Raw genomic sequence first — 23,947 nt, forward strand, 5'->3', positions numbered from 1 at the left:
TTCGGCGTAGTTGGTGGTGCTCAGCGCCGCCAACTACGCCGAAATCTGTGGGGTGTCAGCGCTGGTGGCCAAGGTGTGGATGAATCCGCCGTTGTGGATAAGTGGGCACGCTTGCGGGCCTCGGCGGCAGTGGCTGTCGGTGTGGCCGCCGACGATCGTTCCATTCCTGACGGAAGGGACTGACATGGGCAACCGCGCCAATCTGGTGATACTCGAGGACGGCCAATGGAGCCTGTACTACTCGCACTGGGTGGGCTGCCGCACGCTCGATGCCCTCGTCTGCGGTCCGGTGCCCGCGCTGCGGTTCCTCAGGAGCTTCCGCGAATGTGGCCCCATGGAATGGACTAGTCCGATCTGGGCCGACGGGGGCGTCGTCCTTGACCTCGACAGACGCCGGATGTTGTTTTTCGGCGAGGAACTCATGTGCGAGATGTTCATCCGCCGAGCGATCCTCGACGTGCTGGCATTGACGTGGCCCGACTTCGCGGTCGGGTGGGCCTACGGCGGCACGGAGGAATTGGCAGCCTACGTGGGAGCTCAGCGGCCATGGAAACGAGGTCGTACCCCGCCCGAGCTGAAGTTGGCGCAGAAGCCGAGATCGCTCTGCCACCTCGTCTCGGTTGCGGGCGCGGACGGCGAGGTGCGTTTCTGGCCGTTGTGGTGGGGATCCAGCGCGGCATGGCATGGACCCGAGCTGGTCGACAGGCTGCCTGGCCAGGGGATCCGGAGGCTGAAGCTCGGGATGATTCCCGAAAGCGGAGTGCACGTGGACGTCCCGACGCGGCGTATCGGAGCGTGGGTGACTTCTGAGGTCGGGCTGCTGTTCGAAATGTTGCCAGAGCTATGGCCTGGCTGGCAGGTGCAGCGCTGGGATGACCGATACGAGGAGCAGCTCACCCGGTGCCACGGATCGCTGTCATTGCCGGAACTGGACCTGGCCGGGGGAATTGATGTGGCGCAAAGGTGGATTGGCGACCGCTACCGGGGCGAACGGGATCTGGGGATGGTCTGGAGCCAGCGTCCCGATCCGGGTGAGTGGGCGACCTTCGAGACGGCGTGTGCCTCGCTGCGGTCGACATATACTAGGTCAGCCTGACATATATATGAGGTGGGTTGATGACCAAGCGTCTGATCGAGATCGACGATGAACTACTGGCCGCCGCCAGAGACGAACTCAACACGGCAGGTATCGCGGATACGGTGCGCTCGGCATTGCGGCTGGCGGCGGCCCGGTCGGCCCGGGTGCGGCAGGTGGAGTGGTTGATGAGCGGCGGGATGGCCGATTTGCATGACAGCGATGCACGGGCCCAGATATGGCGCTGACGGCGCGGTATCTGGTTGATACGAGCGCGGCGGCCCGCATGCGCCACGGCACTGTGGCCGCGGTGCTTGCACCCCTCATCGAATCGGGTCTCGTGGCGACCAGCGCAGTATTGGATGCTGAGGCTTTCTACAGCGCTCGTACTCCGGACGAGTTCGCGCAATTGCGGGTTGACCGCCGTGCGGCATACGAGTACCTGCCCATCGACGACGAGGATTGGCAGGACGCCATCGAGGCGCAGTTTCAGCTGGCGCGGACCGGTCGACACCGGTCTGTCGGCGTCGCTGACCTGTTGACCGCGGTGCTGGCGCGCACGCACGGCTTGACCGTCCTGCACTACGACTCCGACTTCGAGACGGCGAGCAGCGTGGTGGACTTCCCGCATCGCTGGGTCGCGGCACCTGGCTCGCTGTGAAGCGAGACCGACAGTGGGACGTCAGCGCGCGAACATCAACGCGCGCTTGACCTCCTGGATCGCCTGGGTGACCTGGATACCGCGCGGGCAGGACTCGGTGCAGTTGAACGTCGTGCGGCAGCGCCACACACCGTCGACCTCGTTGAGGATGTCGAGCCGCTCGGCGGCGGCCTCGTCACGGCTGTCGAAGATGAACCGGTGCGCGTTGACGATCGCCGCCGGCCCGAAGTACGAACCCTCGCTCCAGTAGATCGGGCAGCTGGTCGTGCAGCAGGCGCACAGGATGCACTTGGTGGTGTCGTCGTAGCGGGCGCGGTCGGTCTGGCTCTGAATGCGTTCGCGGGTCGGCTGATTGCCGGTGGTGACCAGGTACGGCTTGATCGCGCGGTAAGCGTCGAAGAACGGCTCCATGTCGACGACGAGGTCCTTCTCCACGGGCAGCCCGCGGATCGGCTCGATCGTGATGGTGAGCTGCTTCTTCGGGTTCTTCGGCAGCATGTCGCGCATCAGCACCTTGCAGGCCAACCGGTTGACGCCGTTGATGCGCATGGCATCCGAGCCGCACACGCCGTGCGCACACGACCGACGGAACGTCAGCGTGCCGTCGAGATACCACTTCACGTAGTGCAGCAGGTTCAGCAGCCGGTCGCTGGGCAGGCACGGAACGCGGAAGCTCTGCCAGCCGGCGGCGTCGGGATCCTCCGGGTTGAACCGGGCGATCTTCAGCGTCACCATCACCGCGCCCTCGGGCACGGGCGGCAGTTCGGGATCCTTGGTCTCTACCTCAGGCGCGATTGTCATCAGTACTTCCGTTCCATCGGCTCATAGCGCGTCTGGACCACGGGCTTGTAGTCCAGCCGGATGTCGGACAGAAGATCCGAGCCTTCCTTGTAGGCCATGGTGTGGCGCATGTAGTTGGTGTCGTCGCGGTTGGGGTAGTCCTCGCGGGCGTGCCCGCCGCGCGACTCCTTGCGGTTGAGCGCGCCGACCACGGTGACCTCGGCCAGCTCGAGCAGGAAGCCCAGCTCGATGGCCTCGAGTAGATCGCTGTTGTAGCGTTTACCCTTGTCCTGCACCGTGATCCGGGCGTAGCGCTCCTTGAGCGCGTGGATGTCGGTCAGCGCCTGCTTGAGCGTCTCCTCGGTGCGGAACACCGCGGCGTTGTTGTCCATCGACTGCTGCAGGGCGCCGCGGATGTCGGCGACGCGCTCGTTGCCGTGCTCGCTCAAGATGTCGCCGACCCATTCGACCACCATGCCCGCCGGGTTCTGCGGCAACTCGACGAAGTCGTGGCCCAGCGCGTAGTTCGCGGCGGCGATACCCGCGCGACGGCCGAACACGTTGATGTCCAGCAGCGAGTTGGTGCCCAACCGGTTGGCGCCGTGCACCGAGACGCACGCGCACTCGCCGGCGGCGTACAGGCCCGGCAGCGGAGTCGTGTTGTCGCGCAACACCTGACCGTGGACGTTGGTCGGGATGCCGCCCATCACGTAGTGACACGTCGGGTAGACCGGCACCAGTTCCTTGACCGGGTCCACCCCGAGGTAGGTGCGGGCGAACTCGGTGATGTCGGGCAGTTTGGCCTCGAGCACGTCCTCGCCGAGGTGGCGCACGTCGATGTAGACGTAGTCCTTGTTCGGTCCGGCGCCGCGGCCTTCGAGCACCTCGAGCACCATCGACCGCGCGACGATGTCACGCGGGGCCAGGTCCACGATCGTCGGCGCGTAGCGCTCCATGAAGCGCTCACCCTCGCCGTTGAGCAGGCGACCGCCCTCACCGCGCACGGCCTCGGAGATCAGGATGCCCAGGCCGGCCAGGCCGGTCGGGTGGAACTGGTGGAACTCCATGTCCTCCAGGGGAAGTCCCTTGCGGAACACGATGCCCAGCCCGTCGCCGGTCAGGGTGTGGGCGTTGGAGGTCGTCTTGTACATCCGGCCCGACCCGCCGGTGGCGAACACGATGGCCTTGGCGTGGAAGACGTGGATGTCGCCTGTGGCCAGTTCGTAGGCGATGACGCCGGTGGCCACCGGGCCGGACTGGGTCTCGGTGATCGAGATGTCCAGCGCGTAGAACTCGTTGAAGAACTCGACGTCGTGCTTGACGCAGTTCTGGTACAGCGTCTGCAGGATCATGTGGCCGGTGCGGTCGGCGGCGTAACAGGCCCGGCGCACCGGCGCCTTGCCGTGGTCGCGGGTGTGCCCGCCGAAGCGGCGCTGGTCGATGCGGCCCTCGGGGGTGCGGTTGAACGGCATCCCCATCTTCTCGAGGTCGAGCACCGCGTCGATGGCTTCCTTGCACATGATCTCGACGGCGTCCTGGTCGGCGAGGTAGTCGCCGCCCTTGACGGTGTCGAAGGTGTGCCACTCCCAGTTGTCCTCTTCGACGTTGGCCAGCGCGGCGCACATGCCGCCCTGGGCCGCGCCGGTGTGGCTGCGGGTCGGGTACAGCTTGGTCAGCACGGCGGTGCGGGCGCGGGGGCCGGCCTCGACCGCGGCGCGCATCCCGGCGCCGCCTGCGCCGACGATCACGACGTCGTAGCGATGTTCCTGAATCATTGTCGATCCTCTATGAGATGTTCGCGTCGAAGGTGACCAGCACGTAGCTGCCCAGCACCAGGGTGAAGCCGGTGGCCAGCAGCAGCACCGAGTTCAGCCAGAACTTCGTGGTGTCCTTGCGGGCGTAGTCACCGATGATGATGCGCAGGCCGTTGCCGCCGTGCAGCATCGCCAGCCACAGCAGCGCCATGTCCCAGATCTGCCAGAACGGCGACGCCCAGCGTTCGGCGACGAAGTTGAAGTCGATGCGGTAGACGCCGTCCTCCCACATCAGCATCACGAACAGGTGCCCGAGCGCGAGGAACACCAGCGCGACACCGGAGAAGCGCATGAACAGCCAGGCGTACTTCTCGAAGTACGGGATGCCGCGCGGGCGGCGTGGGGCGCGCGGATGGTCCAGGCCGGCCGGACGGTCGTGTTCGCGCTGCATCACCGGGGCGACGCGGCCCTCACGGTGGTGCGGGGTCCAGGCCCCGGCGGGCGCGTTCTCGGGCGCGCTCACAGGAACCGCTCCGCCATGTGCATGCCGATCACTCCCAGCGACGGTATGAAGATTGCCAAGAACACCCCGATCACGATCCACAGCATCGTTCGCTGGTGGCGGGCGCCGTGCTGCCAGAAGTCGATCAGGATGATGCGGATGCCGTTGAGCGCGTGATAGAGCACGGCGACCACCAGGCCGATCTCCATCAGCCCGATGATCGGCGTTTTGTAGGTCTCGATGATCTCGTTGTAGGCCTGCGGGCTGACGCGCACCAGCGCGGTGTCGAGTACGTGGACGAACAGGAAGAAGAAGATCGTCGCACCGGTGATGCGGTGCAGCACCCACGACCACATGCCGGGATCGCCGCGATACAGCGTCCGTCTGCGCGCCGGTCCGGATCGAGGTGCCGGCACCGCCGGCCCCTCGGATACTTGAGTACTCATCTGGCCTCCAACGCCTTCGGTGGACGTTTGGGGTGTCGGGCTAGCACCGGTCGGCAGGTTGGCTGCCTGGCCTTCGATCCGGTTCGCGCACTTCACCCAAACCTCGGGGCGACTCTAATCCCAGTTGTACTGCTAAACGAACTACGGTCGACCCATCGGTGTCTGCAAAAACGCCGAAGTTAGGGTTGCCTTATCGGGGATTTCGCCGCGGTACGGCTGGCTTCAGAATGGATTCAGAATCGGCCTGGTGAGGGTGAGGCGATGTCCGATATCGACTGGAAGTTGCTGCGAGACAAGGCGATTGAGGTGTCCGCGCGGGCTTATGCCCCATATTCGGGGTTTCCGGTGGGGGCCGCGGCGCTGGTCGACGACGGCCGCGTGGTCACCGGTTGCAATGTGGAAAATGTCTCATATGGCCTTGGTCTCTGCGCCGAGTGTGTAGTGGCCGGCAACCTGATCGCCGGCGGTGGCGGACGGTTGCTCGCGCTGGCGTGTGTGGACGGTGCGGGGCAGGTTCTGATGCCGTGCGGGCGGTGCCGGCAGGTGTTGCTGGAGCACGGCGGACCGCAGCTGCTGATCGACCATCCGGCCGGCCCCCGACCCCTCGGCGAACTGCTGCCCGACGCGTTCGGGCCGCAGGATCTGGCCCGTGGCGGCGGGCCGATGCCGTGAGCGCCTTCGACGCCCCGACGGTGATCCGGATCAAGCGCGACGGAGGGGTGCTCCCGGACGCCGCGATCGACTGGGTGATCGACGCCTACACCCGCGGCGAGGTGGCCGACGAGCAGATGTCGGCGCTGCTGATGGCAATCTTCCTGCGGGGGATGACGACACCGGAGATCGCCCGGTGGACGGCCGCGATGGTCGACTCCGGGGAACGCCTAAACTTCACCGACCTGCGCCGGCACGGTAAGCCACTGGCGTTGGTGGACAAGCACTCCACCGGCGGGGTGGGCGACAAGATCACGATCCCGCTGGTCCCGGTGGTGATGGCCTGCGGCGGTGCGGTGCCGCAGGCCGCCGGTCGTGGCCTCGGTCACACCGGCGGCACCCTCGACAAGCTCGAGTCGATCCCCGGGTTCACCGCCGAGATCTCCAAAGAACGGATCCGCCAACAGCTTTGCGACATCGGAGCGGCGATCTTCGCGGCCGGCGAGCTGGCCCCCGCCGACCGCAAGATCTACGCGCTGCGCGATGTGACCGCGACCACTGAATCTCTGCCCCTGATCGCGAGCTCGGTGATGAGCAAGAAGATCGCCGAGGGCGCCGGGGCGCTGGTGCTCGACACCAAGGTCGGCTCGGGCGCGTTCCTCAAGACCGAAGAGGAGTCGCGTGAGTTGGCCCGCACGATGGTCGATCTCGGCGCCGCGCACGGACTGGCCACCCGGGCGCTGCTGACCGACATGTCCACGCCGCTGGGCCGTGCGGTCGGCAACGCGGTCGAGGTGGCCGAGTCGCTGGAGGTGCTGGCCGGGGGAGGGCCGGCCGACGTGGTGGAGCTGACGCTGGCGCTGGCCGCCGAGATGCTCGACGCCGCGGGCCTCGACGGCGTCGACCCCGCGCAGACGCTGCGCGACGGCTCGGCGATGGACGCGTTCCGCGAATTGGTGGCGGCCCAGGGCGGGGAGATCACCGGCGCGTTGCCTGCCGGTCCGCACAGCGAAACCATCTCCGCGCCGCGCGATGGCACGATGGAGAGTATCGACGCGATGGCGGTGGGTCTGGCGGTGTGGCGGCTGGGAGCGGGCCGCTCACGTCCGGGTGAGCGGGTGCAGTCGGGCGCCGGGATCTACATCCACCGGCGGGTCGGGGAATCGGTCAGCGCCGGAGAGCCGTTGTTCACGTTGTACACCGAGACGCCCGAGCGGTTCGGGCCCGCGCTCGCCGAACTTGACGGCGGCTGGGCCGTCGGCGACACCGCACCCACACCGCGTCCGTTGATCATCGACCGAATCACGAGTGGAGACTAGAACCGGAGAGCGAGACATGACGACGCCGCTGACGCTGGACTCGATCAGACAAGCGCCCAAGGCGCTGCTGCACGACCACCTCGACGGGGGGCTTCGCCCGTCGACCGTCCTCGAACTGGCCGAAGCAGGCGGATACGACGACCTGCCCGCCTCTGACGTCGACGAACTCGCGACGTTCTTCCGCACCGCCGCGCACAGCGGGTCGCTGGTGCGCTACCTCGAGCCGTTCGCGCACACCGTCGGGGTGATGCAGTCCGCCGACGCGCTGCACCGGGTGGCCTACGAGTGCGTCGAGGACCTGGCCGCCGACAACGTCGTCTACGCCGAGATCCGGTTCGCCCCAGAGCTGCACATCGACGCGGGCCTGTCGCTGGACGCGGTCGTCGACGCGGTGCTGGCCGGGTTCGCCGACGGCGAGAAGGCCGCCAGCGCCGAGGGTCGGTCGATCACGGTGCGCTGCCTGGTCACCGCGATGCGGCACGCGGCGCGCTCACGCGAGATCGCCGAGCTGGCGATCCGGTTCCGCGACAAGGGCGTCGTCGGCTTCGACATCGCGGGCGCCGAGGCCGGTTACCCCCCGACCCGGCACCTCGACGCGTTCGAGTACATGCGAGGTAACAACGCGCGCTTCACCATTCACGCCGGCGAGGCGTTCGGCCTGCCGTCGATTCACGAGGCGATCGCCTACTGCGGAGCCGACCGGCTCGGGCACGGGGTGCGCATCGTCGACGACATCACCGTCGCCCCCGACGGCACCGCGCAGCTGGGCCGGTTGGCGGCGTTGCTGCGCGACAAGCGGGTCCCGTTCGAGATGTGCCCGTCGTCGAACGTGCAGACCGGCGCGGTGCCCAGCATCGCCGAGCATCCGTTCGACCTGTTGGCGCGGTTACGGTTTCGGGTCACCGTCAACACCGACAACCGGCTGATGAGCGACACCTCGATGAGTCACGAGATGCTGAAGCTGGTCGAGACTTTCGGCTACGGGTGGAGCGATCTGCAGCGGTTCACCATCAACGCGATGAAGTCGGCGTTCATCTCGTTCGACGAGCGGCTGTCGATCATCGACGACGTGATCAAACCGCGCTACGCCGTGCTGATCGGCTGACGTTTTTCCGCCGAGCAGACGCAAAGTGCCCTGGAAATGCGGGTTCTCAGGGCACTTTGCGTCTGCTCTCGGTGGGAAACTTGGCCTACTCGGGGCGCAGGCGGGATTCGACGAACGCCTCCAGCGCCTCCCACTGCTGAACCGCCTCGGCATACGGCGGGCTCGGCGGGTTCACCTTGCCGGGCTCGAGCACGGACGCGATGAGCCGGCCCAGCGGCTCGTCGGCGGCGAGGGCCTTGTCGACGGTGGTGTCCTCGGAGTAGTCGCCGATGTCGCGCAGCAGCTCGACGGCGAGCTCGAGCTGGTCGTGGTCGAGCGCGTCGGGCCCGTCGGCCAGGTCGTCGACGATGCCGGTGAGCACGTAGACGTTGTCCTCGGTCACCGTCACCTCGAGTGAGCCGTCGGTGGCGGCGGTGCGGATGTCGTCGTAGGTGGCCAGGTCGGACAGGTCGTGGTCGTGCTCGTCGGCCAGATACCGCGCCAGCGCCCGTTCGGAGCCGAACACGCTGATGCGGCCGTTGCGGCCGAGGAAGACCGGTTGGTCGTCGAGGTAGCAGCGCAGCGTGAAGTAGGTGCCCGCGCTGGTCATCATGCGGACCGGGTCGATGCCGACCTTGAGCCAGAAGTCCTCGTCGCTGCCGAGCACCCGGCTCTGCGCCTGCGCGACGAGGGTGTCATCGACCTCCTCCTCGTCGTCGCTGTCGGTCTCCTCCTCGGAGACCACGACCTCGTCTTCTTCGGGCTCGGGCTCGGGTGCCGGTTCGGCCAGCTCGGCGTCGGCCTTGTTGGCCGCGGCGGCGTCGACGTCGGGAGTGGTCACCACCTCGTCGAGCGCGTCGACGACCGAATCCCACGCCCGGGCGATGATCGCCTCGATCTCGGCCCAGCGCTTACGGCCCCGGCGGCCGGAGAACACGTCGATCCCGCCGCCGAGCGTGCCGAGCACCGGGTTGCCGTTGAAGAACCGCGTGACGGCGGGCAGCTCGCAGACCGAGCCGATCGACGAGACGATCGCCAGCGTGCGGTGCACCTGCGTGACCCGCTCCTCGGTGGCCTTCTCGGCGACGATCTCGGGCACGCCGACGACGTCGTAGAGGTTCTCCTCGGCTGGATCCAGGCGGTGCGCGTTGGCCTGCGTCAGCTTCTCCCACGCCGGGTGGTCGACGAGGTCGTTGTCGGTGTTGGTCCGGACGAACGCGGCCAGGTCGGCAACCGACTCGAAGACGTAGAGGTCCTCGTCCTTGCCGAGCAGCGCCTCCCACTCGTCGCCGCCATCGCGCCAGCGTGGAGCCCACAACGTGTACAGGTCGCCCTTGGTCAAGCCGAGCCGGATCGGCACGAGGTCAGCAGCCATGGCGCACAGCCTAACCACCGCGCCGCACGGTCAAGCTGGCACAGGGCGGTGTGGCGTCAGGCCGTGGGCCGCCAGAACCCCTGGAACCCCTGACCGGCGTTGCTGGTCCGGATCGCCGACAGTTTGACCGGATCGCCGGCCTCGATCATCTGCCCGTTGCCCACGATCATCGCCACGTGGCCGTCCCACACGGCCAGATCACCCGGGCGCAGATCGCCGGCGCCGACCGGCGCGCCGACGTCCTGCTCCTGCGCCAGCCGCGGCAGCCCCAGCCCGGCTTCCGAGTACGCCCACTGGGTCAGCCCGCTGCAGTCCAGGCCGACCCCCGGGGTGGTGCCGCCCCAGCGGTACGGCACCCCGAGCTGGGTCAGCGCGTGGCGCACCGCATCGGCGGCCACCGCGTTCGGCGCTGTCGCGGTGCTGCCGTCGGGCAGCCGCACCGCCACCCCGTCGCCGAACGTCGCCGCGTCCGGTGTCTCGGGCCGCGCGGACTCGGCGAGGTCGCTGACGAGGGTGCCCAGCCCGCCCGTACTGCCCAGGCCGCCCGGGCTGCCGAACCCGCCCGGGCTGCCGGCCCCCGCGCTGCCCAGCCCGCCTCCCGACCCGCCGCCGAACGGCAGCGACGCCGCCGCCGGTGTGGTGGTGGCCGCCGGGGCCGACGCCGGCGCGGGACCCGACGTCGCAGTGACCTCGGCGGCATGGGCATCGAGTTCGGCGCGCAACTCGTCGAGCACCGCGGCCGCCTCGGCCAGCGAGCGCCGGGCGTCGGCGACCAACTCCTCGACCACCTCCGGCGAATCCAGGTACGGCTCCAGCGCGGCCGCGCGGGTCTCGAAGCCGTCGACGATGTCACGCAGCCGGCGATGCGCGCGGGCCACCGCCGAGCCCGCCGCGTCGGCCGTGTTGCCGAGGCGGCCCACCCGCTCGGCGAGGCCTTCGGCGTCGGTGACCGTCGCGGCGACGAACTGGGCGGCCGCCTCGGAGCCCGCACCGGACCAGCGCTCGGCGGTGTGCCGCCACGCGCGGTCCGCCGACGCCGTCACCTCGTGCAGCGCGGCGCGCACACCGAGCAGCGACGCCCCCAACTCGCCGCCCGGGCCGGGACCGACCAGCGCCTGGATCTCGCGCAGCGGCGCCGCCAGCGCGGCCGCCAGACTCCCGGGCATGCTCAGAGGTCGCCGACCCGGGCGCCCGCGCGGGCATCGGCGTCGTCGTAGGCGTGCGCCGCCCGCGCGGCGACGGTTTCGGTGTGCGCGGCCCGGTCGCGCAGTGCGGCCGCGGCCTCGGCCTCCCGCCCGAGGGCGACCACCAGGGCGGCGACGAACGCGTCCCCGACGGGTCCGAACGACGCCGCGGCGGTCGGCATCTCGGACAGCCGCGAGACGATGGCAGACAGCTCGTCGGCGTGCGCGGCGTTCGCCGCCGCCAGGGTTCGGATCGCTTCGGTGTCGGCGTGCATGTCGGTAGGACGCGGCGCGACGCCCACCGGTTCCCGTTAAGGTCGGGCGCATGGATGTGCGCGTCGTCGACCACCCGCTCGCGGCCGCACGACTGACCACGCTGCGCGCCGAGAGCACCGACAACGCCGGCTTCCGCGCCGCGCTGCGCGATCTCACGCTGATGCTGGTCTACGAGGCCACCCGCGACGCGGCCATCGAGACGGTGCCGGTGCAGACCCCGCTGGCCGTGACCGACGGCTGCCGGCTGGCCCGCCCGCCGCTGCTGGTTCCGGTGCTGCGCGCCGGGCTCGGCATGGTCGACCAGGCGCACGCGCTGATCCCCGAGGCCCGCGTCGGGTTCGTCGGGGTGGCCCGCAACGAGGAGACCCACCAGCCCACCCCGTACCTGGAATCGCTGCCCGACGATCTGAGCACCCAGCCGGTCATCGTGCTCGACCCGATGCTGGCCACCGGCGGGTCGATGGCGCACACCATCGAACTGCTGCACTGCCGCAACGCCGTTGACATCACCGCGATCTGCGTCGTGGTGGCCCCCGAAGGACTCGCGGCGCTGGAGAAGGTCGCACCCGACATCCGGCTCATCACCGCGACCATCGACTCGCACCTCAACGAGGACGCCTACATCGTGCCGGGTCTCGGCGACGCCGGGGATCGCCAGTTCGGCCCGCGCTGAACTACCAGCGCGCGGCGACGTCCGCCAGTTCCGTGCGCAGTTCGCGCGCCCGGGTTCGCGCGGCGTCCAGGTCGGTGACGTCGGCGCAGTGAACCTCGATGTAGGACTTCACTTTCGGCTCGGTGCCCGACGGCCGCACGACGACGCGCACCGACACACCGTCCCCGCTGCCGCTGAGCACCACCGCGTCGGTGCCCTTCTCGGACAGGTCGGTCGCGGTCACCTGGTATCCGGCCAACGTGTCCGGCGGGGTCTCGCGCAGCCGCGCCATCACCGCGCCCGCCTCGTGGGCGTAGTCCACGGTGCGCGACACCACCGCCGTGTCGTGCACACCGTGGCGGCGGGCCAGGTCGTCGAGCGCGTCGACCAGCGTGTGCCCGCGGTCGCGCAGCGCCGCGATCAGATCGCACACCAGCACCGCGGCGCTGATCGCGTCCTTGTCCCGCACCGCCGACGGGTCGACACAGTGACCGATCGCCTCCTCGTACGCGTACACCAGCGTGCACCCGGGTAGGTCTTCGTCCGCGCGCACGAGCCACTTGAAGCCGGTTGGGGTTTCGACGTGCCGTGCCCCGTGCTCGGCGGCGATCGCGGCCAGCATCCGCGACGACACCAGCGAGCTGGCCACCACGGTCGCTTCGGTGACCGGCCCGGGCTCCAGCTGCGAGAGGATGTAATCGCCGAGCAGCCAACCGGTTTCGTCGCCGGTCAGCATGCGCCACCCGTCGGGGGTGGGGATGCCGACCGCGCACCGGTCGGCGTCGGGATCGAGCGCGATCGCGACCTCGGCGTCGACGTCGGCCGCCAGCTTGAGCACCGCCTCGACTGCGGCGGGGTCCTCGGGGTTCGGTGACTCGACGGTGGGGAAGTCGGGGTTCGGCGCGAACTGGTCCTCGACCACGTGCACGTCGGTGAAGCCGGCGCGCACCAGCGCGTCGAGGGCGAACTCACCGCCGACGCCGTGCAGGGGAGTCATGGCCACCCGCACCGCGCCGTGGCTGTGACGCACGGTGGCCGCGCGTTCCACGTAGCGCTGAATCTCGCCGACACCCGCCGGTTGCACCGGGTGCCGCGGAATCTCGTCGGCCGGCGGCGCGTCGGCCATCGCCTGCTCGATCTCGCGGTCGGTGGGTGACACGATCGGCAGGCCGCCGCCGAAGTACACCTTGAAACCGTTGTCCGACGGCGGATTGTGTGAGGCGGTGATCTGGATGCCCGCGGCGGCCGGGATGCTGCGCACCGCGAACGCGACGACGGGGGTGGGCACGGCGGTGAAGAACAGTGTCACCGGAAACCCCTGCGCGGCAAGCACTTCGGCTGCGGCCAGGGCGAACTCGTCGGACCCGTGGCGGGCGTCGCGCCCGACCACGACGTCCTGGCCGTCGAGGCCGCGGTCCTTGAGCACCTTGGCGACTGCCCAGGTGGCCCGCAGCACCACGGCCAGGTTCATCCCGCTGGGCCCGGCGCGCAGCGGCCCCCGCAGGCCCGCGGTGCCGAACGTCAGCGGCGCAGAGAACCGCCGCTCGAGCTCCTCGTCGTCACACTCGAGCAGCTCGGCGGCGGTTTTGGGATCGGGATCGTGTGAGATCCACTCCTGTGCAGTCGTTGTCGATCGCGACACAGTCATGCCGGTAGTGTGCCCACTTTCGTCTCGGCATAAGCGAGCTTGCGCAACACCGGCGCGACGAGCATGAGCAGGTCGAACTCGAGCTGGGACAGGTTGTCGCGCATGGTCGCGTGCAGCCACGCGTCGCGTTCGGCGCGGTCCGCTTCGAGCAGTTCGGCGCCGGCGGGGGTGAGTTCGATGAGCTGGCGGCGCCGGTCGGCCTCGTCGGGTCTGCGCACGATCAGCCCGCGGCCGAGCAGCCCGTTGATGCCGTCGGTCAGCGACTGCACCCGCACCTGCAGGCGCGCGCCGAGTTCGGCGGGTGTCGTGGTGCCGGTGCGGCTGATCTCGCCGAGCAGTTCGAGCTGGCTCAGCGTCAGCCCGTGGTCGGGTCGGTGCCTGCGCATCTGGCGGGTCACCGCCATCATCGATTCCCGCAGTTCGGTCGCGGCGGACCGTGGCCGGCTCGCTGGTTCCATAACCAAGTTATACCTTGGCAATTGACCGGCTGTCACCTGTGAAACACCTGGTTGCGATCATGGTGTGGCAAGGGCATTCTTGGGGTCGAGATGATGCGCAGAACGCTGAAATGGCTCGTGCTGACGGCGGTGACGGTGGCCGTGACCGTCCCGCTCGACATCGTCGGCGTCCCGTCGGCGGCGCTGTTCGCCGCGCTCGTCGTCGGCATCGCGTTCGCGTTGTCGCCATGGTCGCCCGGTCCGGTGTGGCGACCGGCCGGGCTGGGCGCGCAGGGGGTGCTGGGCGTCTACATCGGCACGATGGTGCACCAGGATGCCGCCGACGCGCTGGGCCCGCACTGGCCGATCGTCATCGCGGTCGCGGTGGCGACGCTGCTGCTGAGCATCGGGTGCGGGGCGGTGCTCGCGATGCACCGCGACGTCACCCCGCTGACCGGATCGCTGGCGCTGGTGGCCGGCGGCGCCTCGGGTCTGGTCGCGATCGCCCGCGAACTCGGCGGCGACGACCGGGTGGTGTCGGTCGTGCAGTACCTGCGGGTGGCGCTGGTGACGGCCTCGATGCCCGTGGTGGTCACGCTCGTCTACCACGCCGACCGCTCCCGCCCGACGGCGGCTCCCCAAACAGATTCGGCGCCTTGGTATCTCAGCGTCGGCATGCTGATCGCGCTGGTGGTGGCCGGCTCCGCGGTCGGCCGGCTGGTCCGGTTGCCCGGCGCGGGCCTGCTGGGTCCGCTGGCGCTGACCGTGGTGCTCGAGCTGACCGGGATGTCGTTCGGCCTGACGGTGCCCGCGGTGCTGGTGCAGCTCGGCTACGCGGTGATCGGCTGGCAGGCCGGGCTCGCGTTCACCCGCGCCTCGCTGCGTGCGGTCGGCCGGACGCTGCCGACGGCGATCGCGCTGATCATCGTCCTCGGTGTGGTGACCGCCGGGCTGGGTGTCGTGCTCGCGCGCGTGGCGGGGCTGACCCCGCTCGAGGGCTACCTGGCGACCAGTCCCGGCGGGGTGTACGCGGTGCTGGCCACCGCAGTGGAGACCGGCTCCAACGTCACGTTCATCATCGCCGCGCAGGTGGTGCGCATCCTGCTGATGCTGTTCGCCGCGCCGCTGCTGGCCCGCGTGATGATCCGGTTCGGCCGACGCCGTCAGAGCCGCGCGACGACGTCGGCGAGCAGCGAACCCATCCGCGTCGCCGACTGACGTCCGGCCTCGAGCACTTCCTCGTGGTTCAGCGGCTGGCCCGTCATCCCCGCTGCCAGGTTGGTCACCAGCGAGACCCCCAGCACCTGCGCGCCGGCCTCACGCGCGGCGATGGTCTCGTGCACGGTCGACATGCCGACCAGGTCGGCGCCCAGGGTGCGCAGCATCCTGATCTCGGCGGGCGTCTCGTACTGCGGCCCCGGCAGGCCCGCGTAGACCCCGTCGGCCAGCGCCGGGTCGATCTCGCGGGCGAGGTCGCGCAGCCGCGGCGAGTACGCGTCGACCATGTCGACGAAGCGGGCGCCGACCAGCGGGGACCGGCCCGTCAGGTTGAGGTGATCGCTGATCAGCACCGGCTGGCCGACCGCGTGGTCCTCGCGCAGACCGCCGGCGGCGTTGGTCAGCACCACGGTGTGCACGCCGGCGGCGCAGGCCGCGCGGACCGGGTGCACGACGTGGCTCAGGTCGTGTCCCTCGTAGGCGTGGATGCGGCCGACGAACACCAGCACCCGGTGCGCGCCGATGCGCATCGAGATCAGCTGGCCGCCGTGGCCCTGCGCGGCCGGCGGGGTGAAGCCGGGCAGCTCGGCGACCGGGACCACCGCGACCGGCTCGCCGAGCCGCTCGACGGCAGGCGCCCATCCCGATCCGAGCACCACCGCGACGTCGTGCCGGTCACTGCCGGTGCGCTCGGCGATGGCGGTCGCGGCGGCGAGCGTCTCCGGAGCGGTCACAGTGCGCGAGCCTAGCGGCCGCAACCGGGACCCGACTCCAGTGAGATACTGCGGACATGCCCACGCTCACCGCGCCGGAGGCCGTCGAGGCCGCCGTGCACCACCGTCGCGGTGACCTGGTCGAGCTGTCGCATTCCATTCACGCCGAACCCGAACTGGCCTTCGCCGAGCACCGCAGCTGCGCCAAGACCCAGGCGCTGGCCGCCGAGTACGGGTTCGAGGTCGCCGCCGCGCCCGGTGGCCTGGACACCGCGTTCCGCGCGGTCTACGGCAGCGGCCCGCTGGTCGTCGGGGTGTGCGCCGAGTACGACGCGCTGCCCGGACTGGGCCATGCGTGCGGGCACAACATCATCGCCGCCTCCGCGGTCGGCGCGGCGCTGGCGTTGGCCGACGTCGCCGACGAGCTGGGGCTGACCGTCGTGCTGCTGGGCACTCCGGCCGAGGAGGCCGGCGGCGGGAAGGTGCTGATGCTCGACGCCGGGGTGTTCGACGACATCACGGTGTCGGTGATGCTGCATCCCGGCCCGCTCGACATCGCCGCCGCGCGGTCGCTGGCGCTGTCGCAGGTGGCGGTGCGCTACGAGGGCCGCGAGGCGCACGCGGCCGTCGCGCCGTTCCTCGGTGTGAACGCCGTCGACGCGATCACGGTGGCGCAGGTGGCGATCGGGTTGCTGCGCCAGCAGATGGCGCCCGGGCAGATGGCCCACGGCATCGTCACCGACGGCGGGCAGGCCACCAACGTGATCCCGGCGCGCGCCGAGATGCAGTACACGATGCGCGCCAACGACGCGGCCTCGCTGCGCGAACTCGAGGCGCGGATGGCCGACTGCTTCCTGGCCGGGGCGGTGGCCACCGGCTGCGGGCACGACGTGTCCGAGACCGAACCGAGTTACCACGAACTGACCCCCGACCGCTGGATGGCCGACACGTTCCGCGACGAGATGCGGCGCATGGGCCGCGAGCCGGTCGGCGCCGATCTGGAGGCCGCGCTGCCGCTGGGCAGCACCGACATGGGCAACGTCACCCAGAAGATGCCCGGCATCCACCCGATCGTCGGTATCGACGCCGGCGGCGCGTCGGTGCACCAGCCGGCGTTCGCCGAGGCGGCCGCCGGCCCCAGCGCCGACCGGGCCGTCGTCGAGGGCGCGGTCATGCTGGCCCGCACGGTGGTGCGGTTGGCGCAGACCCCGGCCGAACGCGACCGGGTGCTCGAGCTGCAGCAGAGGCGGGCGTCATGAGCGTGCTGCCGCACGCCGCCGCGCGCTGGCTGGCCGCCCACTACGACGACCTCGTCGAGTGGCGCCGCCACATCCACCGGCACCCCGAGCTCGGCCGCCAGGAGTTCGCCACCACCCAGTTCGTGGCGTCGCGGTTGGCCGACGCGGGCCTGAACCCGAAGGTGCTGGCCGGCGGCACCGGTTTGACCTGCGACTTCGGGCCCGAGCACGCTCCGCGGATCGCGCTGCGGGCCGACATGGACGCGTTGCCGATGGACGACCGCAGCGGCGCGCCGTACGCGTCGCTGGTGCCCAACGTCGCGCACGCCTGCGGGCACGACGCGCACACCGCGATCCTGCTGGGCACCGCGCTGGCGCTGGCGTCGGTGCCCGAACTGCCGGTCGGGGTGCGGCTGATCTTCCAGGCCGCCGAGGAGCTGATGCCCGGCGGCGCGATCGACGCGATCGCCGCCGGCGCGCTGACCGGAGTGTCGCGGATCTTCGCGCTGCACTGCGACCCGCGGCTGGCCGTCGGCAAGGTCGCGGTGCGGGCCGGACCGATCACCTCGGCGGCCGATCAGCTCGAGGTGACGCTGCACTCGCCGGGCGGGCACACGTCGCGACCGCACCTGACCGGCGACCTGGTCTACGGGCTGGGCACGTTGATCACCGGTGTGCCCGGCGTGCTGTCGCGCCGCATCGACCCGCGCAACAGCACCGTGATGGTGTGGGGTGCGGTCAACGCCGGCGTCGCGGCCAACGCGATCCCGCAGACCGGCACCCTGGCCGGGACCATCCGCACCGCCAGCCGCGACACCTGGGTGACGCTGGAATCGATCATGCGCGAGATCATTTCGTCGCTGCTGGCGCCGCTGAGCATCGAGCACACCGTGCAGTACCGCCGCGGGGTGCCGCCGGTGGTCAACGAGGAGATCTCGACCCGCATCCTGACCCACGCCATCGAGAGCATCGGCCCCGACGTGCTGGCCGACACCCGCCAATCCGGTGGCGGCGAGGACTTTTCGTGGTACCTCGAGGAGGTGCCGGGTGCGATGGCGCGGTTGGGGGTGTGGACCGGGCGCGGCCCGCAGCTCGATCTGCACCAGCCGACGTTCGACCTCGACGAGCGGGCGCTGGCGGTCGGGGTGCGGGTGCTGGTCAACATCATCGACCAGGCCGCCAACATCTAGCTCTCTCGCCGAAACTGAAGTTGTGTGCGAGAAATCGCCGGCTCGTCGAACAGAAGCTCAGATTCGCCGGCGGCCGGGCTCAGTCGCTGGTGCCCGGGCCGATGTTGCGGGCCGGGCGGGTCCGCAGATGGTGGACGTATTCGGGTGGCGCCCCGGCGATCTCGGCGGCCTCGGCGACCACGCCCAGGTAGCGCGCCGACGGCAGGCCGCCCTCCCACGCGTCGACCACATACAGCCACGCCAGCACGGGCTCGAAGTCGGTGTCGGACGCGGTGCGGTGCACCCGGCAGCGGATCTTCTTGTGGAAGCCCAGCTCCGAGCCCTCCCACCGGTCGAGGTTCTCCTCGTCTTCGCGGGTCACGTCGTACAGCACCACGAACACGCGCGAGGTCGGATCCTCGACGACGGTGGCCAGCGCGCCCTCCCAGCCGATGTCCTCCCCGCCGAACGTCAGCCGCCAGCCGTGCAGCCACCCGGTGCCCGCCATCGGCGAGTGGGGAGCGCGCTGCAGCATCTGCTCCGGATGCATGTTGGAGCCGTACGCGGCGTAGAGCGGCACGAGGAAAGACTAAGGCCTCGCGCCGCCGGGGTGGCAGCGGTGTGACCGTCATGCCGGCCACAGGCTGCGCGGGCGCGCCCCGGTTTCGTTAGGTTGGGGGCGTGGCAACCCGCATCGTGATCATCGGCGGCGGGCCCGCCGGCTATGAGGCGGCGCTGGTCGCCGCGGCTCGCGGACCGGAAGTCGCCGAGGTCACCGTCGTCGACGCCGACGGTATCGGCGGGGCCTGTGTGCTGTGGGACTGTGTCCCGTCCAAGACGTTCATCGCCTCCACCGGTGTGCGCACCGAACTGCGTCGCGCCCCCGACCTCGGCTACCGCCTGGAGTTCTCCGACGCCGAGATCTCGCTGTCCAAGATCAACGAGCGCGTCAAGAAGCTCGCGGCGGCGCAGTCGGCCGACATCGCCGAGCGGCTGCGTAAAGAGGGCGTGACGCTGATCGCCGGGCGCGGGGAGCTGGTCGACGACCAGCCGGGGCTGGCCGCCCACAGCGTCAAGGTGACCTGCCACGACGGCAGCACCACCACGCTGCGCGCCGACGTGGTGCTGATCGCGACCGGCGCCAGCCCGCGGGTGCTGCCCGGCGCCGAGCCCGACGGTGAGCGCATCCTGAACTGGCGCCAGCTCTACGACCTCGACACACTGCCCGAACATCTGGTGGTCGTCGGTTCCGGCGTGACGGGTGCGGAGTTCGTCAACGCCTACACCGAGCTCGGGGTCAAGGTGACGGTGGTGGCCAGCCGCGACCAGATCCTGCCGCACGAGGACTCCGACGCCGCGGCGGTGCTGGAGGAGGCGCTGGCCTCGCGCGGGGTGACGCTGGTCAAGACCGCCCGCGCGAAATCCGTCACTCGCGACGGCGACGGGGTGCTGGTCACGATGACCGACGGGCGCACGGTCGAGGGCAGCCACGCGCTGATGACGGTCGGGTCGGTGCCCAACACCAGCGGGCTGGGCCTCGAGCGGGTCGGCATCGACCTGGAGCCGGGCGCCTACCTCAAGGTCGACCGGGTGTCGCGGACGGCGGTGCCCGGGATCTACGCCGCCGGTGACTGCACCGGGCTGATGCTGCTGGCCTCGGTCGCGGCGATGCAGGGGCGGATCGCGATGTACCACGTCCTCGGCGAAGGCCTGGAACCGATCCGGTTGCGGACGGTGGCCGCCGCGGTGTTCACGAGGCCCGAGATCGCCGCGGTCGGGGTGCCGCAGTCGAAGATCGACGACGGGTCGGTCGCCGCGCGCACCGTCACGCTGCCGCTCAACACCAACGCCAGGGCCAAGATGTCGGGTCTGCGGCGCGGCTTCGTGAAGATCTTCTGCCGCCCGGCCACCGGCGTGGTGATCGGCGGGGTGGTGGTCGCGCCGATCGCCTCGGAACTCATCATGCCGATCGCGCTGGCGGTGCAGAACGGCAACGACGTCGAGGACCTGGCGCAGACGTTCTCGGTGTATCCGTCGCTGTCGGGGTCGATCACCGAGGCGGGCCGGCAGTTGATGGCGCGCGACGATCTGGATTGATTGCCCGTAGCGTGGGGAATTGGCAGGGTAGCGACGAGTGACGAGGAGTCCATCCCGGTGAGTGAGCCGATTCCCGCCAGCGGACACACCCTGCTGGGCCCCCAACAGCGGGCTGATGCCTGGAAGCGGTTGGGCAGCGAGCAGTTCGACGTGGTGGTGATCGGCGGGGGTGTGGTCGGCGCGGGCGCGGCGCTGGACGCGGCGACGCGCGGTCTGAAGGTCGCGCTGGTCGAGGCCCGAGATTTCGCGTCCGGCACGTCGAGCCGGTCGTCGAAGATGTTCCACGGTGGGCTGCGCTATCTCGAGCAGCTGGAGTTCGGGTTGGTGCGCGAAGCGCTGTACGAGCGCGAGCTGTCGTTGACGACGCTGGCGCCGCATCTGGTCAAACCGCTGCCGTTCCTGTTCCCGCTGACCAACCGGTGGTGGGAGCGGCCCTACGTGGCGGCGGGCATCTTCCTCTACGACCAGCTCGGCGGCGCGAAATCCGTTCCCGCGCAGAAACATCTGACCAAGTCCGGTGCGCTGCGTCTGGCGCCGGGGTTGAAGCGGTCCTCGCTGATCGGCGGGATCCGGTATTACGACACCGTCGTCGACGACGCCCGCCACACCATGACCGTCGCCCGCACCGCGGCGCACTACGGCGCGGTGGTGCGCACCTCCACCCAGGTGGTGGCGCTGCTGCGCGAAGGTGACCGGGTGATCGGCGTGCAGGTGCGCGACTCCGAGGACGGCTCGGTCACCGAGGTGCGTGGCCACGTCGTGGTCAACGCCACCGGCGTGTGGACCGACGAGATCCAGGCGCTGTCCAAGCAGCGCGGCCGGTTCCGGGTGCGCGCCTCCAAGGGGGTGCACATCGTGGTGCCGCGCGACCGGATCGTCAGCGAGGTGGCGATCATCCTGCGCACCGAGAAGTCGGTGCTGTTCGTCATCCCGTGGGGTACGCACTGGATCATCGGCACCACCGACACCGACTGGAACCTGGACCTGGCGCATCCGGCGGCCACCAAGGCCGACATCGACTACATCCTCGAACGGGTCAACACCGTGCTCGCGACCCCGTTGACGCACGACGACATCGACGGCGTGTACGCCGGCCTGCGCCCGCTGCTGGCCGGCGAGAGCGAGGAGACCTCGAAGCTGTCGCGTGAGCACGCCGTCGCGGTGCCCGCGCCGGGCCTGGTGGCGATCGCCGGCGGCAAGTACACGACGTACCGGGTGATGGGGGAGGACGCGATCGACGCCGCCGCTGAGTTCGTGCCCGCCCGGGTGGCGCCGTCGATCACCGAGAAGGTGCCGCTGCTCGGCGCCGACGGCTACTTCGCGCTGATCAACCAGACCCAAAGTGTGGGAAAGCATTACGACCTGCACCCGTACCGGGTACGGCATCTACTGGACCGGTACGGCTCTCTGATCGGTGAGGTGCTCGAGATGGCCGAGGGTCGTCCCGAGCTGCTGACCCCGATCACCGAGGCGCCGGTGTATCTGAAGGTCGAGGCGTGGTACGCGGCGGCCGCCGAGGGCGCGCTGCATCTCGAGGACATTCTGGCCCGGCGGATGCGGATCTCGATCGAGTACCCGCACCGCGGGGTGGACTGTGCGCGCGAGGTCGCCGAAACCGTTGCGCCGGTGCTGGGTTGGAGCGCCGAGGACGTCGACCGCGAAGTCAACACCTACCTGGCCAGGGTGGATGCCGAGATCCGGTCGCAGCAGGAACCCGACGACGAGTCGGCCGACGCGCTGCGCGTGGCCGCGCCGGAGGCGCGCGCCGAGATCCTCGAGCCGGTGCCGTTGAATTGAGACGGTCCCGACCGGCGCCGCTGCCGGTGCGCGACGGTCTGGGGCCCGCCAGGGTGCGGCTGCGCGGCGGTGCCGTGCTGGTCGAGCTGGCGTCGCGGTTCGGTGAGGCGGCTGCGGCGAAAGTGTTTGCCGGCGAGGTGGTTTGCGCCGACGGGACACCGGTGACGCCCGGCACGGTGCTGCCGCCGGGGGCATTCGTGTACATGTACCGGGAACTGCGCGACGAGGTGCCGGTGCCGTTCGACATCCCGGTGCTGTATCGCGACGACGACATCGTCGTGGTGGACAAGCCGCATTTTCTGGCGACGATGCCGCGGGGCGGACACGTCGCGCAGACCGCGCTGGTGCGGTTGCGGCGCGCGCTGGATCTTCCCGAGCTGTCGCCGGCGCACCGGCTGGACCGGTTGACCGCCGGGGTGCTGGTGTTCACGGCGCGGCGCGAGGTGCGGGGCGCGTATCAGACGCTGTTCGCGCGCGGCGAGGTGACCAAGACGTATCTCGCGCGGGCCCGCGTCGACGAGACGCTGCGTTTCCCACAGGTGGTGTGGAGCCGGATCGTCAAGCGGCGCGGCTCATTACAGGCGGTCGAAACCTGCGGGCCGCCCAACGCCGAGACCGTGGTGGCGAGCTTGGGGGCCGGGTTGTACCGGCTGACACCGACGACCGGACGCACCCATCAGCTGCGGGTCCACATGAACTCGCTGGGCTTGCCGATCTACGGAGACCCGCTGTACCCGGAGGTTCTCGACGTCGCGCCCGGTGACTTCTCGCGCCCGCTGCAGCTGTTGGCGCAGCGGTTGGAGTTCGAGGATCCGCTGAGCGGCCGGCCGCGGGTATTCGTCAGCGCCCGCTCGTTGTAGGTCAGGCCGGGCTGCGCAGGGTGTCGACCATCTCGTTGATGACGTTCGAATTGGGGCTGGCGGTGGAGCCCTCGCGCAGCGAGATGACGAACACGACCGAACCCTCGACTTTGGGGACCGTCGTGACGACGATGCTGTGGAACGCCGACGGCCCGGTGCACTCGCTGGTGGCGATGCCGGTGACGGTGGCGACGGTCTGCACGGCGGGGTGCGGGCCGATGCTGAACTCCCGGATCGGCGCGTACTCGATGTTCGGCGTCTTCCGGTCGCGGGTGTAGATCGGCGCCACCGTCTGCATCTCCTCGTCGAGTGCGGCCCGGATGTCGGGGTTCTTCGACCCGGTGACGCCGGCGATCGCGAGGTTCTGCTTGGTGCAGGCGGGGTTCGGAACCGTTGCCACCGCGCCGAGTTCGCGGATGACGCACTGCCCTTCGGGGCAAGGCTGCGCCCACCCGGTGCGCACACCGCACGCCGCGATGGTCCAGTCCGGCGGGGCGGCGTACGCCAGGCCGTACCGGTTGATGGTGGCGTTCCAACCAGGCTGCGACGTCTCGTCGACCGAGGCGGTGTAGCCGTCGCACGTCATCGACGGACCGGCGTTGGTGCTCTGTGGCGGCTGGATGGAATCCGACGGGCCGGGCTGGATCGCCGACGAGGGTGCGGGTGCCGCCGGTGTCGCGGTGGCGGGTTCGTCGCCGCTGTTCTGGGCGATCAACACCGCCGAGAGCACCACGATGATCACGACGGCGACCGCCAGCGCGATCCACAACCACGGCGTGCGTCGCTGCCGGCCGGGGTGGTAGCCGGGGTAGTCATGTCCCGGCGGGATCGGCCCGGGGGTGGGGTAGCTCAAAAGTCGCTCCGTGATTGATCATGCGGCGGTGGTGAGGGTGCGTCGTTCGACCGCTGCAGCCCCCGTGAGTCCAACTTTCGGCAGCCTAGTGCGCCGTCGGTGCCGATGGGGCGGTTTGCTTCAGAGCCGAAGCCCCGCCACTCACACTGAGCTGCGGG

Annotated in this window: 25 protein-coding genes; 13 read left to right on the forward strand and 12 right to left on the reverse strand. The window is 70.1% G+C overall.

Annotated features, from left to right (window positions below):
* Window positions 1-16: 16 nt before the first annotated feature.
* The 3 genes from BHQ18_RS30535 to BHQ18_RS16065 are packed head-to-tail and all read left to right on the forward strand — an operon-like array spanning window position 17 to window position 1,736.
* Window positions 17-1,096: a hypothetical protein gene (locus tag BHQ18_RS30535; protein WP_234794200.1), complete on the forward strand. Its 1,080-nt coding sequence runs from the start codon at window positions 17-19 to the stop codon at window positions 1,094-1,096.
* 20 nt (window positions 1,097-1,116) lie between these two features.
* Window positions 1,117-1,323, forward strand: coding sequence for a hypothetical protein (locus tag BHQ18_RS16060; protein WP_069414627.1), 207 nt, complete (start codon window positions 1,117-1,119; stop codon window positions 1,321-1,323).
* Window positions 1,314-1,736: a PIN domain-containing protein gene (locus tag BHQ18_RS16065; protein ID WP_069414628.1), complete on the forward strand. Its 423-nt coding sequence runs from the start codon at window positions 1,314-1,316 to the stop codon at window positions 1,734-1,736. Before BHQ18_RS16060 ends, BHQ18_RS16065 begins: the two co-directional genes overlap by 10 nt.
* Before the next feature lie 21 nt (window positions 1,737-1,757).
* Here the strand turns inward: BHQ18_RS16065 and BHQ18_RS16070 are convergent, their stop codons facing one another.
* From BHQ18_RS16070 to sdhC, 4 genes are all read right to left on the reverse strand, one after another.
* Window positions 1,758-2,537, reverse strand: coding sequence for a succinate dehydrogenase iron-sulfur subunit (locus BHQ18_RS16070; RefSeq protein WP_069414629.1), 780 nt, complete (start codon window positions 2,535-2,537; stop codon window positions 1,758-1,760).
* Window positions 2,537-4,291: a succinate dehydrogenase flavoprotein subunit gene (gene sdhA / locus BHQ18_RS16075; protein WP_069414630.1), complete on the reverse strand. Its 1,755-nt coding sequence runs from the start codon at window positions 4,289-4,291 to the stop codon at window positions 2,537-2,539. The genes BHQ18_RS16070 and sdhA overlap by 1 nt, the downstream gene beginning before the upstream one ends.
* A 10-nt stretch (window positions 4,292-4,301) precedes the next feature.
* Window positions 4,302-4,721 (reverse strand): succinate dehydrogenase hydrophobic membrane anchor subunit, encoded by a 420-nt coding sequence (locus BHQ18_RS16080; protein ID WP_069414731.1) that lies wholly within the window; start codon window positions 4,719-4,721, stop codon window positions 4,302-4,304.
* A gap of 68 nt (window positions 4,722-4,789) precedes the next feature.
* A complete protein-coding gene (sdhC, locus tag BHQ18_RS16085; protein WP_084294105.1) occupies window positions 4,790-5,218 on the reverse strand; it encodes a succinate dehydrogenase, cytochrome b556 subunit in 429 nt (142 codons plus the stop codon).
* A gap of 261 nt (window positions 5,219-5,479) precedes the next feature.
* Between sdhC and BHQ18_RS16090 the strand changes: the two genes are divergently transcribed.
* From BHQ18_RS16090 to BHQ18_RS16100, 3 genes are read left to right on the forward strand one after another with little or no spacing between them, the layout of a single operon-like run.
* On the forward strand, window positions 5,480-5,890 hold the full coding sequence (locus tag BHQ18_RS16090) for a cytidine deaminase (RefSeq protein WP_069414632.1): 411 nt from the start codon (window positions 5,480-5,482) through the stop codon (window positions 5,888-5,890).
* Entirely contained in the window at window positions 5,887-7,188 is a 1,302-nt protein-coding gene (locus tag BHQ18_RS16095; protein WP_069414633.1) for a thymidine phosphorylase, read from the forward strand. The genes BHQ18_RS16090 and BHQ18_RS16095 overlap by 4 nt, the downstream gene beginning before the upstream one ends.
* Before the next feature lie 16 nt (window positions 7,189-7,204).
* Complete coding sequence (locus BHQ18_RS16100; RefSeq protein ID WP_069414634.1) at window positions 7,205-8,293, forward strand: adenosine deaminase; 1,089 nt, start codon at window positions 7,205-7,207, stop codon at window positions 8,291-8,293.
* 85 nt (window positions 8,294-8,378) lie between these two features.
* Here the strand turns inward: BHQ18_RS16100 and satS are convergent, their stop codons facing one another.
* From satS to BHQ18_RS16115, 3 genes are read right to left on the reverse strand one after another with little or no spacing between them, the layout of a single operon-like run.
* Complete coding sequence (gene satS, locus BHQ18_RS16105) at window positions 8,379-9,647, reverse strand: protein export chaperone SatS (protein WP_069414635.1); 1,269 nt, start codon at window positions 9,645-9,647, stop codon at window positions 8,379-8,381.
* A gap of 56 nt (window positions 9,648-9,703) precedes the next feature.
* Window positions 9,704-10,813, reverse strand: a complete 1,110-nt coding sequence (locus BHQ18_RS16110) for a C40 family peptidase (protein ID WP_069414636.1) — start codon at window positions 10,811-10,813, stop codon at window positions 9,704-9,706.
* A 2-nt stretch (window positions 10,814-10,815) separates the two neighbouring features.
* Entirely contained in the window at window positions 10,816-11,133 is a 318-nt protein-coding gene (locus tag BHQ18_RS16115; protein ID WP_131815696.1) for a type VII secretion target, read from the reverse strand.
* 23 nt (window positions 11,134-11,156) lie between these two features.
* Between BHQ18_RS16115 and upp the strand changes: the two genes are divergently transcribed.
* The gene (gene upp / locus BHQ18_RS16120) at window positions 11,157-11,780 is read left to right on the forward strand and encodes a uracil phosphoribosyltransferase (RefSeq protein WP_069414638.1); all 624 of its coding nucleotides are present in this window, start codon (window positions 11,157-11,159) and stop codon (window positions 11,778-11,780) included.
* A 1-nt stretch (window position 11,781) separates the two neighbouring features.
* Here upp and BHQ18_RS16125 read toward each other — a convergent pair whose 3' ends face one another.
* Window positions 11,782-13,407, reverse strand: coding sequence for a phospho-sugar mutase (locus tag BHQ18_RS16125; RefSeq protein ID WP_069414639.1), 1,626 nt, complete (start codon window positions 13,405-13,407; stop codon window positions 11,782-11,784).
* Window positions 13,404-13,865, reverse strand: coding sequence for a MarR family winged helix-turn-helix transcriptional regulator (locus BHQ18_RS16130; RefSeq protein ID WP_069414640.1), 462 nt, complete (start codon window positions 13,863-13,865; stop codon window positions 13,404-13,406). Before BHQ18_RS16130 ends, BHQ18_RS16125 begins: the two co-directional genes overlap by 4 nt.
* 90 nt (window positions 13,866-13,955) lie before the next feature.
* Between BHQ18_RS16130 and BHQ18_RS16135 the strand changes: the two genes are divergently transcribed.
* Window positions 13,956-15,062, forward strand: a complete 1,107-nt coding sequence (locus BHQ18_RS16135; RefSeq protein ID WP_084294106.1) for an AbrB family protein — start codon at window positions 13,956-13,958, stop codon at window positions 15,060-15,062.
* Here the strand turns inward: BHQ18_RS16135 and BHQ18_RS16140 are convergent.
* A complete protein-coding gene (locus BHQ18_RS16140) occupies window positions 15,008-15,796 on the reverse strand; it encodes a purine-nucleoside phosphorylase (RefSeq protein WP_069414641.1) in 789 nt (262 codons plus the stop codon). The genes BHQ18_RS16135 and BHQ18_RS16140 overlap by 55 nt on opposite strands.
* A gap of 56 nt (window positions 15,797-15,852) precedes the next feature.
* Here BHQ18_RS16140 and BHQ18_RS16145 point away from each other — a divergent pair, with 56 nt between their 5' ends.
* Complete coding sequence (locus BHQ18_RS16145) at window positions 15,853-17,034, forward strand: M20 family metallopeptidase (protein ID WP_069414642.1); 1,182 nt, start codon at window positions 15,853-15,855, stop codon at window positions 17,032-17,034.
* Window positions 17,031-18,203 carry an amidohydrolase gene (locus BHQ18_RS16150; protein ID WP_069414643.1) on the forward strand — a complete coding sequence of 391 codons (1,173 nt, stop codon included), beginning with the start codon at window positions 17,031-17,033 and terminating at the stop codon, window positions 18,201-18,203. The genes BHQ18_RS16145 and BHQ18_RS16150 overlap by 4 nt, the downstream gene beginning before the upstream one ends.
* A gap of 79 nt (window positions 18,204-18,282) precedes the next feature.
* On the opposite strand, the gene BHQ18_RS16155 is transcribed toward BHQ18_RS16150, so the two are convergent.
* Window positions 18,283-18,762, reverse strand: a complete 480-nt coding sequence (locus BHQ18_RS16155; RefSeq protein ID WP_069414644.1) for a gamma-glutamylcyclotransferase family protein — start codon at window positions 18,760-18,762, stop codon at window positions 18,283-18,285.
* A gap of 101 nt (window positions 18,763-18,863) precedes the next feature.
* On the opposite strand from BHQ18_RS16155, the gene BHQ18_RS16160 reads away from it, so the two are divergent.
* Genes BHQ18_RS16160 through BHQ18_RS16170 form a run of 3 tightly spaced genes read left to right on the forward strand, consistent with a single transcriptional unit; the run spans window position 18,864 to window position 22,936 of the window.
* The gene (locus BHQ18_RS16160; protein WP_069414645.1) at window positions 18,864-20,279 is read left to right on the forward strand and encodes an NAD(P)H-quinone dehydrogenase; all 1,416 of its coding nucleotides are present in this window, start codon (window positions 18,864-18,866) and stop codon (window positions 20,277-20,279) included.
* A gap of 57 nt (window positions 20,280-20,336) precedes the next feature.
* The gene (locus BHQ18_RS16165) at window positions 20,337-22,076 is read left to right on the forward strand and encodes a glycerol-3-phosphate dehydrogenase/oxidase (protein WP_069414646.1); all 1,740 of its coding nucleotides are present in this window, start codon (window positions 20,337-20,339) and stop codon (window positions 22,074-22,076) included.
* On the forward strand, window positions 22,073-22,936 hold the full coding sequence (locus BHQ18_RS16170) for a pseudouridine synthase (protein ID WP_069414647.1): 864 nt from the start codon (window positions 22,073-22,075) through the stop codon (window positions 22,934-22,936). The genes BHQ18_RS16165 and BHQ18_RS16170 overlap by 4 nt, the downstream gene beginning before the upstream one ends.
* Window position 22,937: 1 nt before the next feature.
* Here the strand turns inward: BHQ18_RS16170 and BHQ18_RS16175 are convergent, their stop codons facing one another.
* On the reverse strand, window positions 22,938-23,789 hold the full coding sequence (locus BHQ18_RS16175) for a DUF8017 domain-containing protein (protein WP_069414648.1): 852 nt from the start codon (window positions 23,787-23,789) through the stop codon (window positions 22,938-22,940).
* Window positions 23,790-23,947 lie beyond the last annotated feature (158 nt).

Source organism: Mycolicibacterium flavescens (assembly GCF_001722335.1).
In the GTDB taxonomy this organism is placed as follows: Bacteria; Actinomycetota; Actinomycetes; order Mycobacteriales; family Mycobacteriaceae; genus Mycobacterium; species Mycobacterium flavescens.

Bases quoted from the DNA above. Each gene is read 5' to 3' on its own strand.
- BHQ18_RS16060 (WP_069414627.1), top strand. From the start codon at position 1,117: ATGACCAAGCGTCTGATCGAGATCGACGATGAACTACTGGCCGCCGCC.
- BHQ18_RS16065 (WP_069414628.1), top strand. From the start codon at position 1,314: ATGGCGCTGACGGCGCGGTATCTGGTTGATACGAGCGCGGCGGCCCGC.
- BHQ18_RS16070 (WP_069414629.1), bottom strand. From the start codon at position 2,537: ATGACAATCGCGCCTGAGGTAGAGACCAAGGATCCCGAACTGCCGCCC.
- sdhA (WP_069414630.1), bottom strand. From the start codon at position 4,291: ATGATTCAGGAACATCGCTACGACGTCGTGATCGTCGGCGCAGGCGGC.
- BHQ18_RS16080 (WP_069414731.1), bottom strand. From the start codon at position 4,721: ATGCAGCGCGAACACGACCGTCCGGCCGGCCTGGACCATCCGCGCGCC.
- sdhC (WP_084294105.1), bottom strand. From the start codon at position 5,218: ATGAGTACTCAAGTATCCGAGGGGCCGGCGGTGCCGGCACCTCGATCC.
- BHQ18_RS16090 (WP_069414632.1), top strand. From the start codon at position 5,480: ATGTCCGATATCGACTGGAAGTTGCTGCGAGACAAGGCGATTGAGGTG.
- BHQ18_RS16100 (WP_069414634.1), top strand. From the start codon at position 7,205: ATGACGACGCCGCTGACGCTGGACTCGATCAGACAAGCGCCCAAGGCG.
- satS (WP_069414635.1), bottom strand. From the start codon at position 9,647: ATGGCTGCTGACCTCGTGCCGATCCGGCTCGGCTTGACCAAGGGCGAC.
- BHQ18_RS16110 (WP_069414636.1), bottom strand. From the start codon at position 10,813: ATGCCCGGGAGTCTGGCGGCCGCGCTGGCGGCGCCGCTGCGCGAGATC.
- upp (WP_069414638.1), top strand. From the start codon at position 11,157: ATGGATGTGCGCGTCGTCGACCACCCGCTCGCGGCCGCACGACTGACC.
- BHQ18_RS16125 (WP_069414639.1), bottom strand. From the start codon at position 13,407: ATGACTGTGTCGCGATCGACAACGACTGCACAGGAGTGGATCTCACAC.
- BHQ18_RS16130 (WP_069414640.1), bottom strand. From the start codon at position 13,865: ATGGAACCAGCGAGCCGGCCACGGTCCGCCGCGACCGAACTGCGGGAA.
- BHQ18_RS16135 (WP_084294106.1), top strand. From the start codon at position 13,956: ATGATGCGCAGAACGCTGAAATGGCTCGTGCTGACGGCGGTGACGGTG.
- BHQ18_RS16145 (WP_069414642.1), top strand. From the start codon at position 15,853: ATGCCCACGCTCACCGCGCCGGAGGCCGTCGAGGCCGCCGTGCACCAC.
- BHQ18_RS16150 (WP_069414643.1), top strand. From the start codon at position 17,031: ATGAGCGTGCTGCCGCACGCCGCCGCGCGCTGGCTGGCCGCCCACTAC.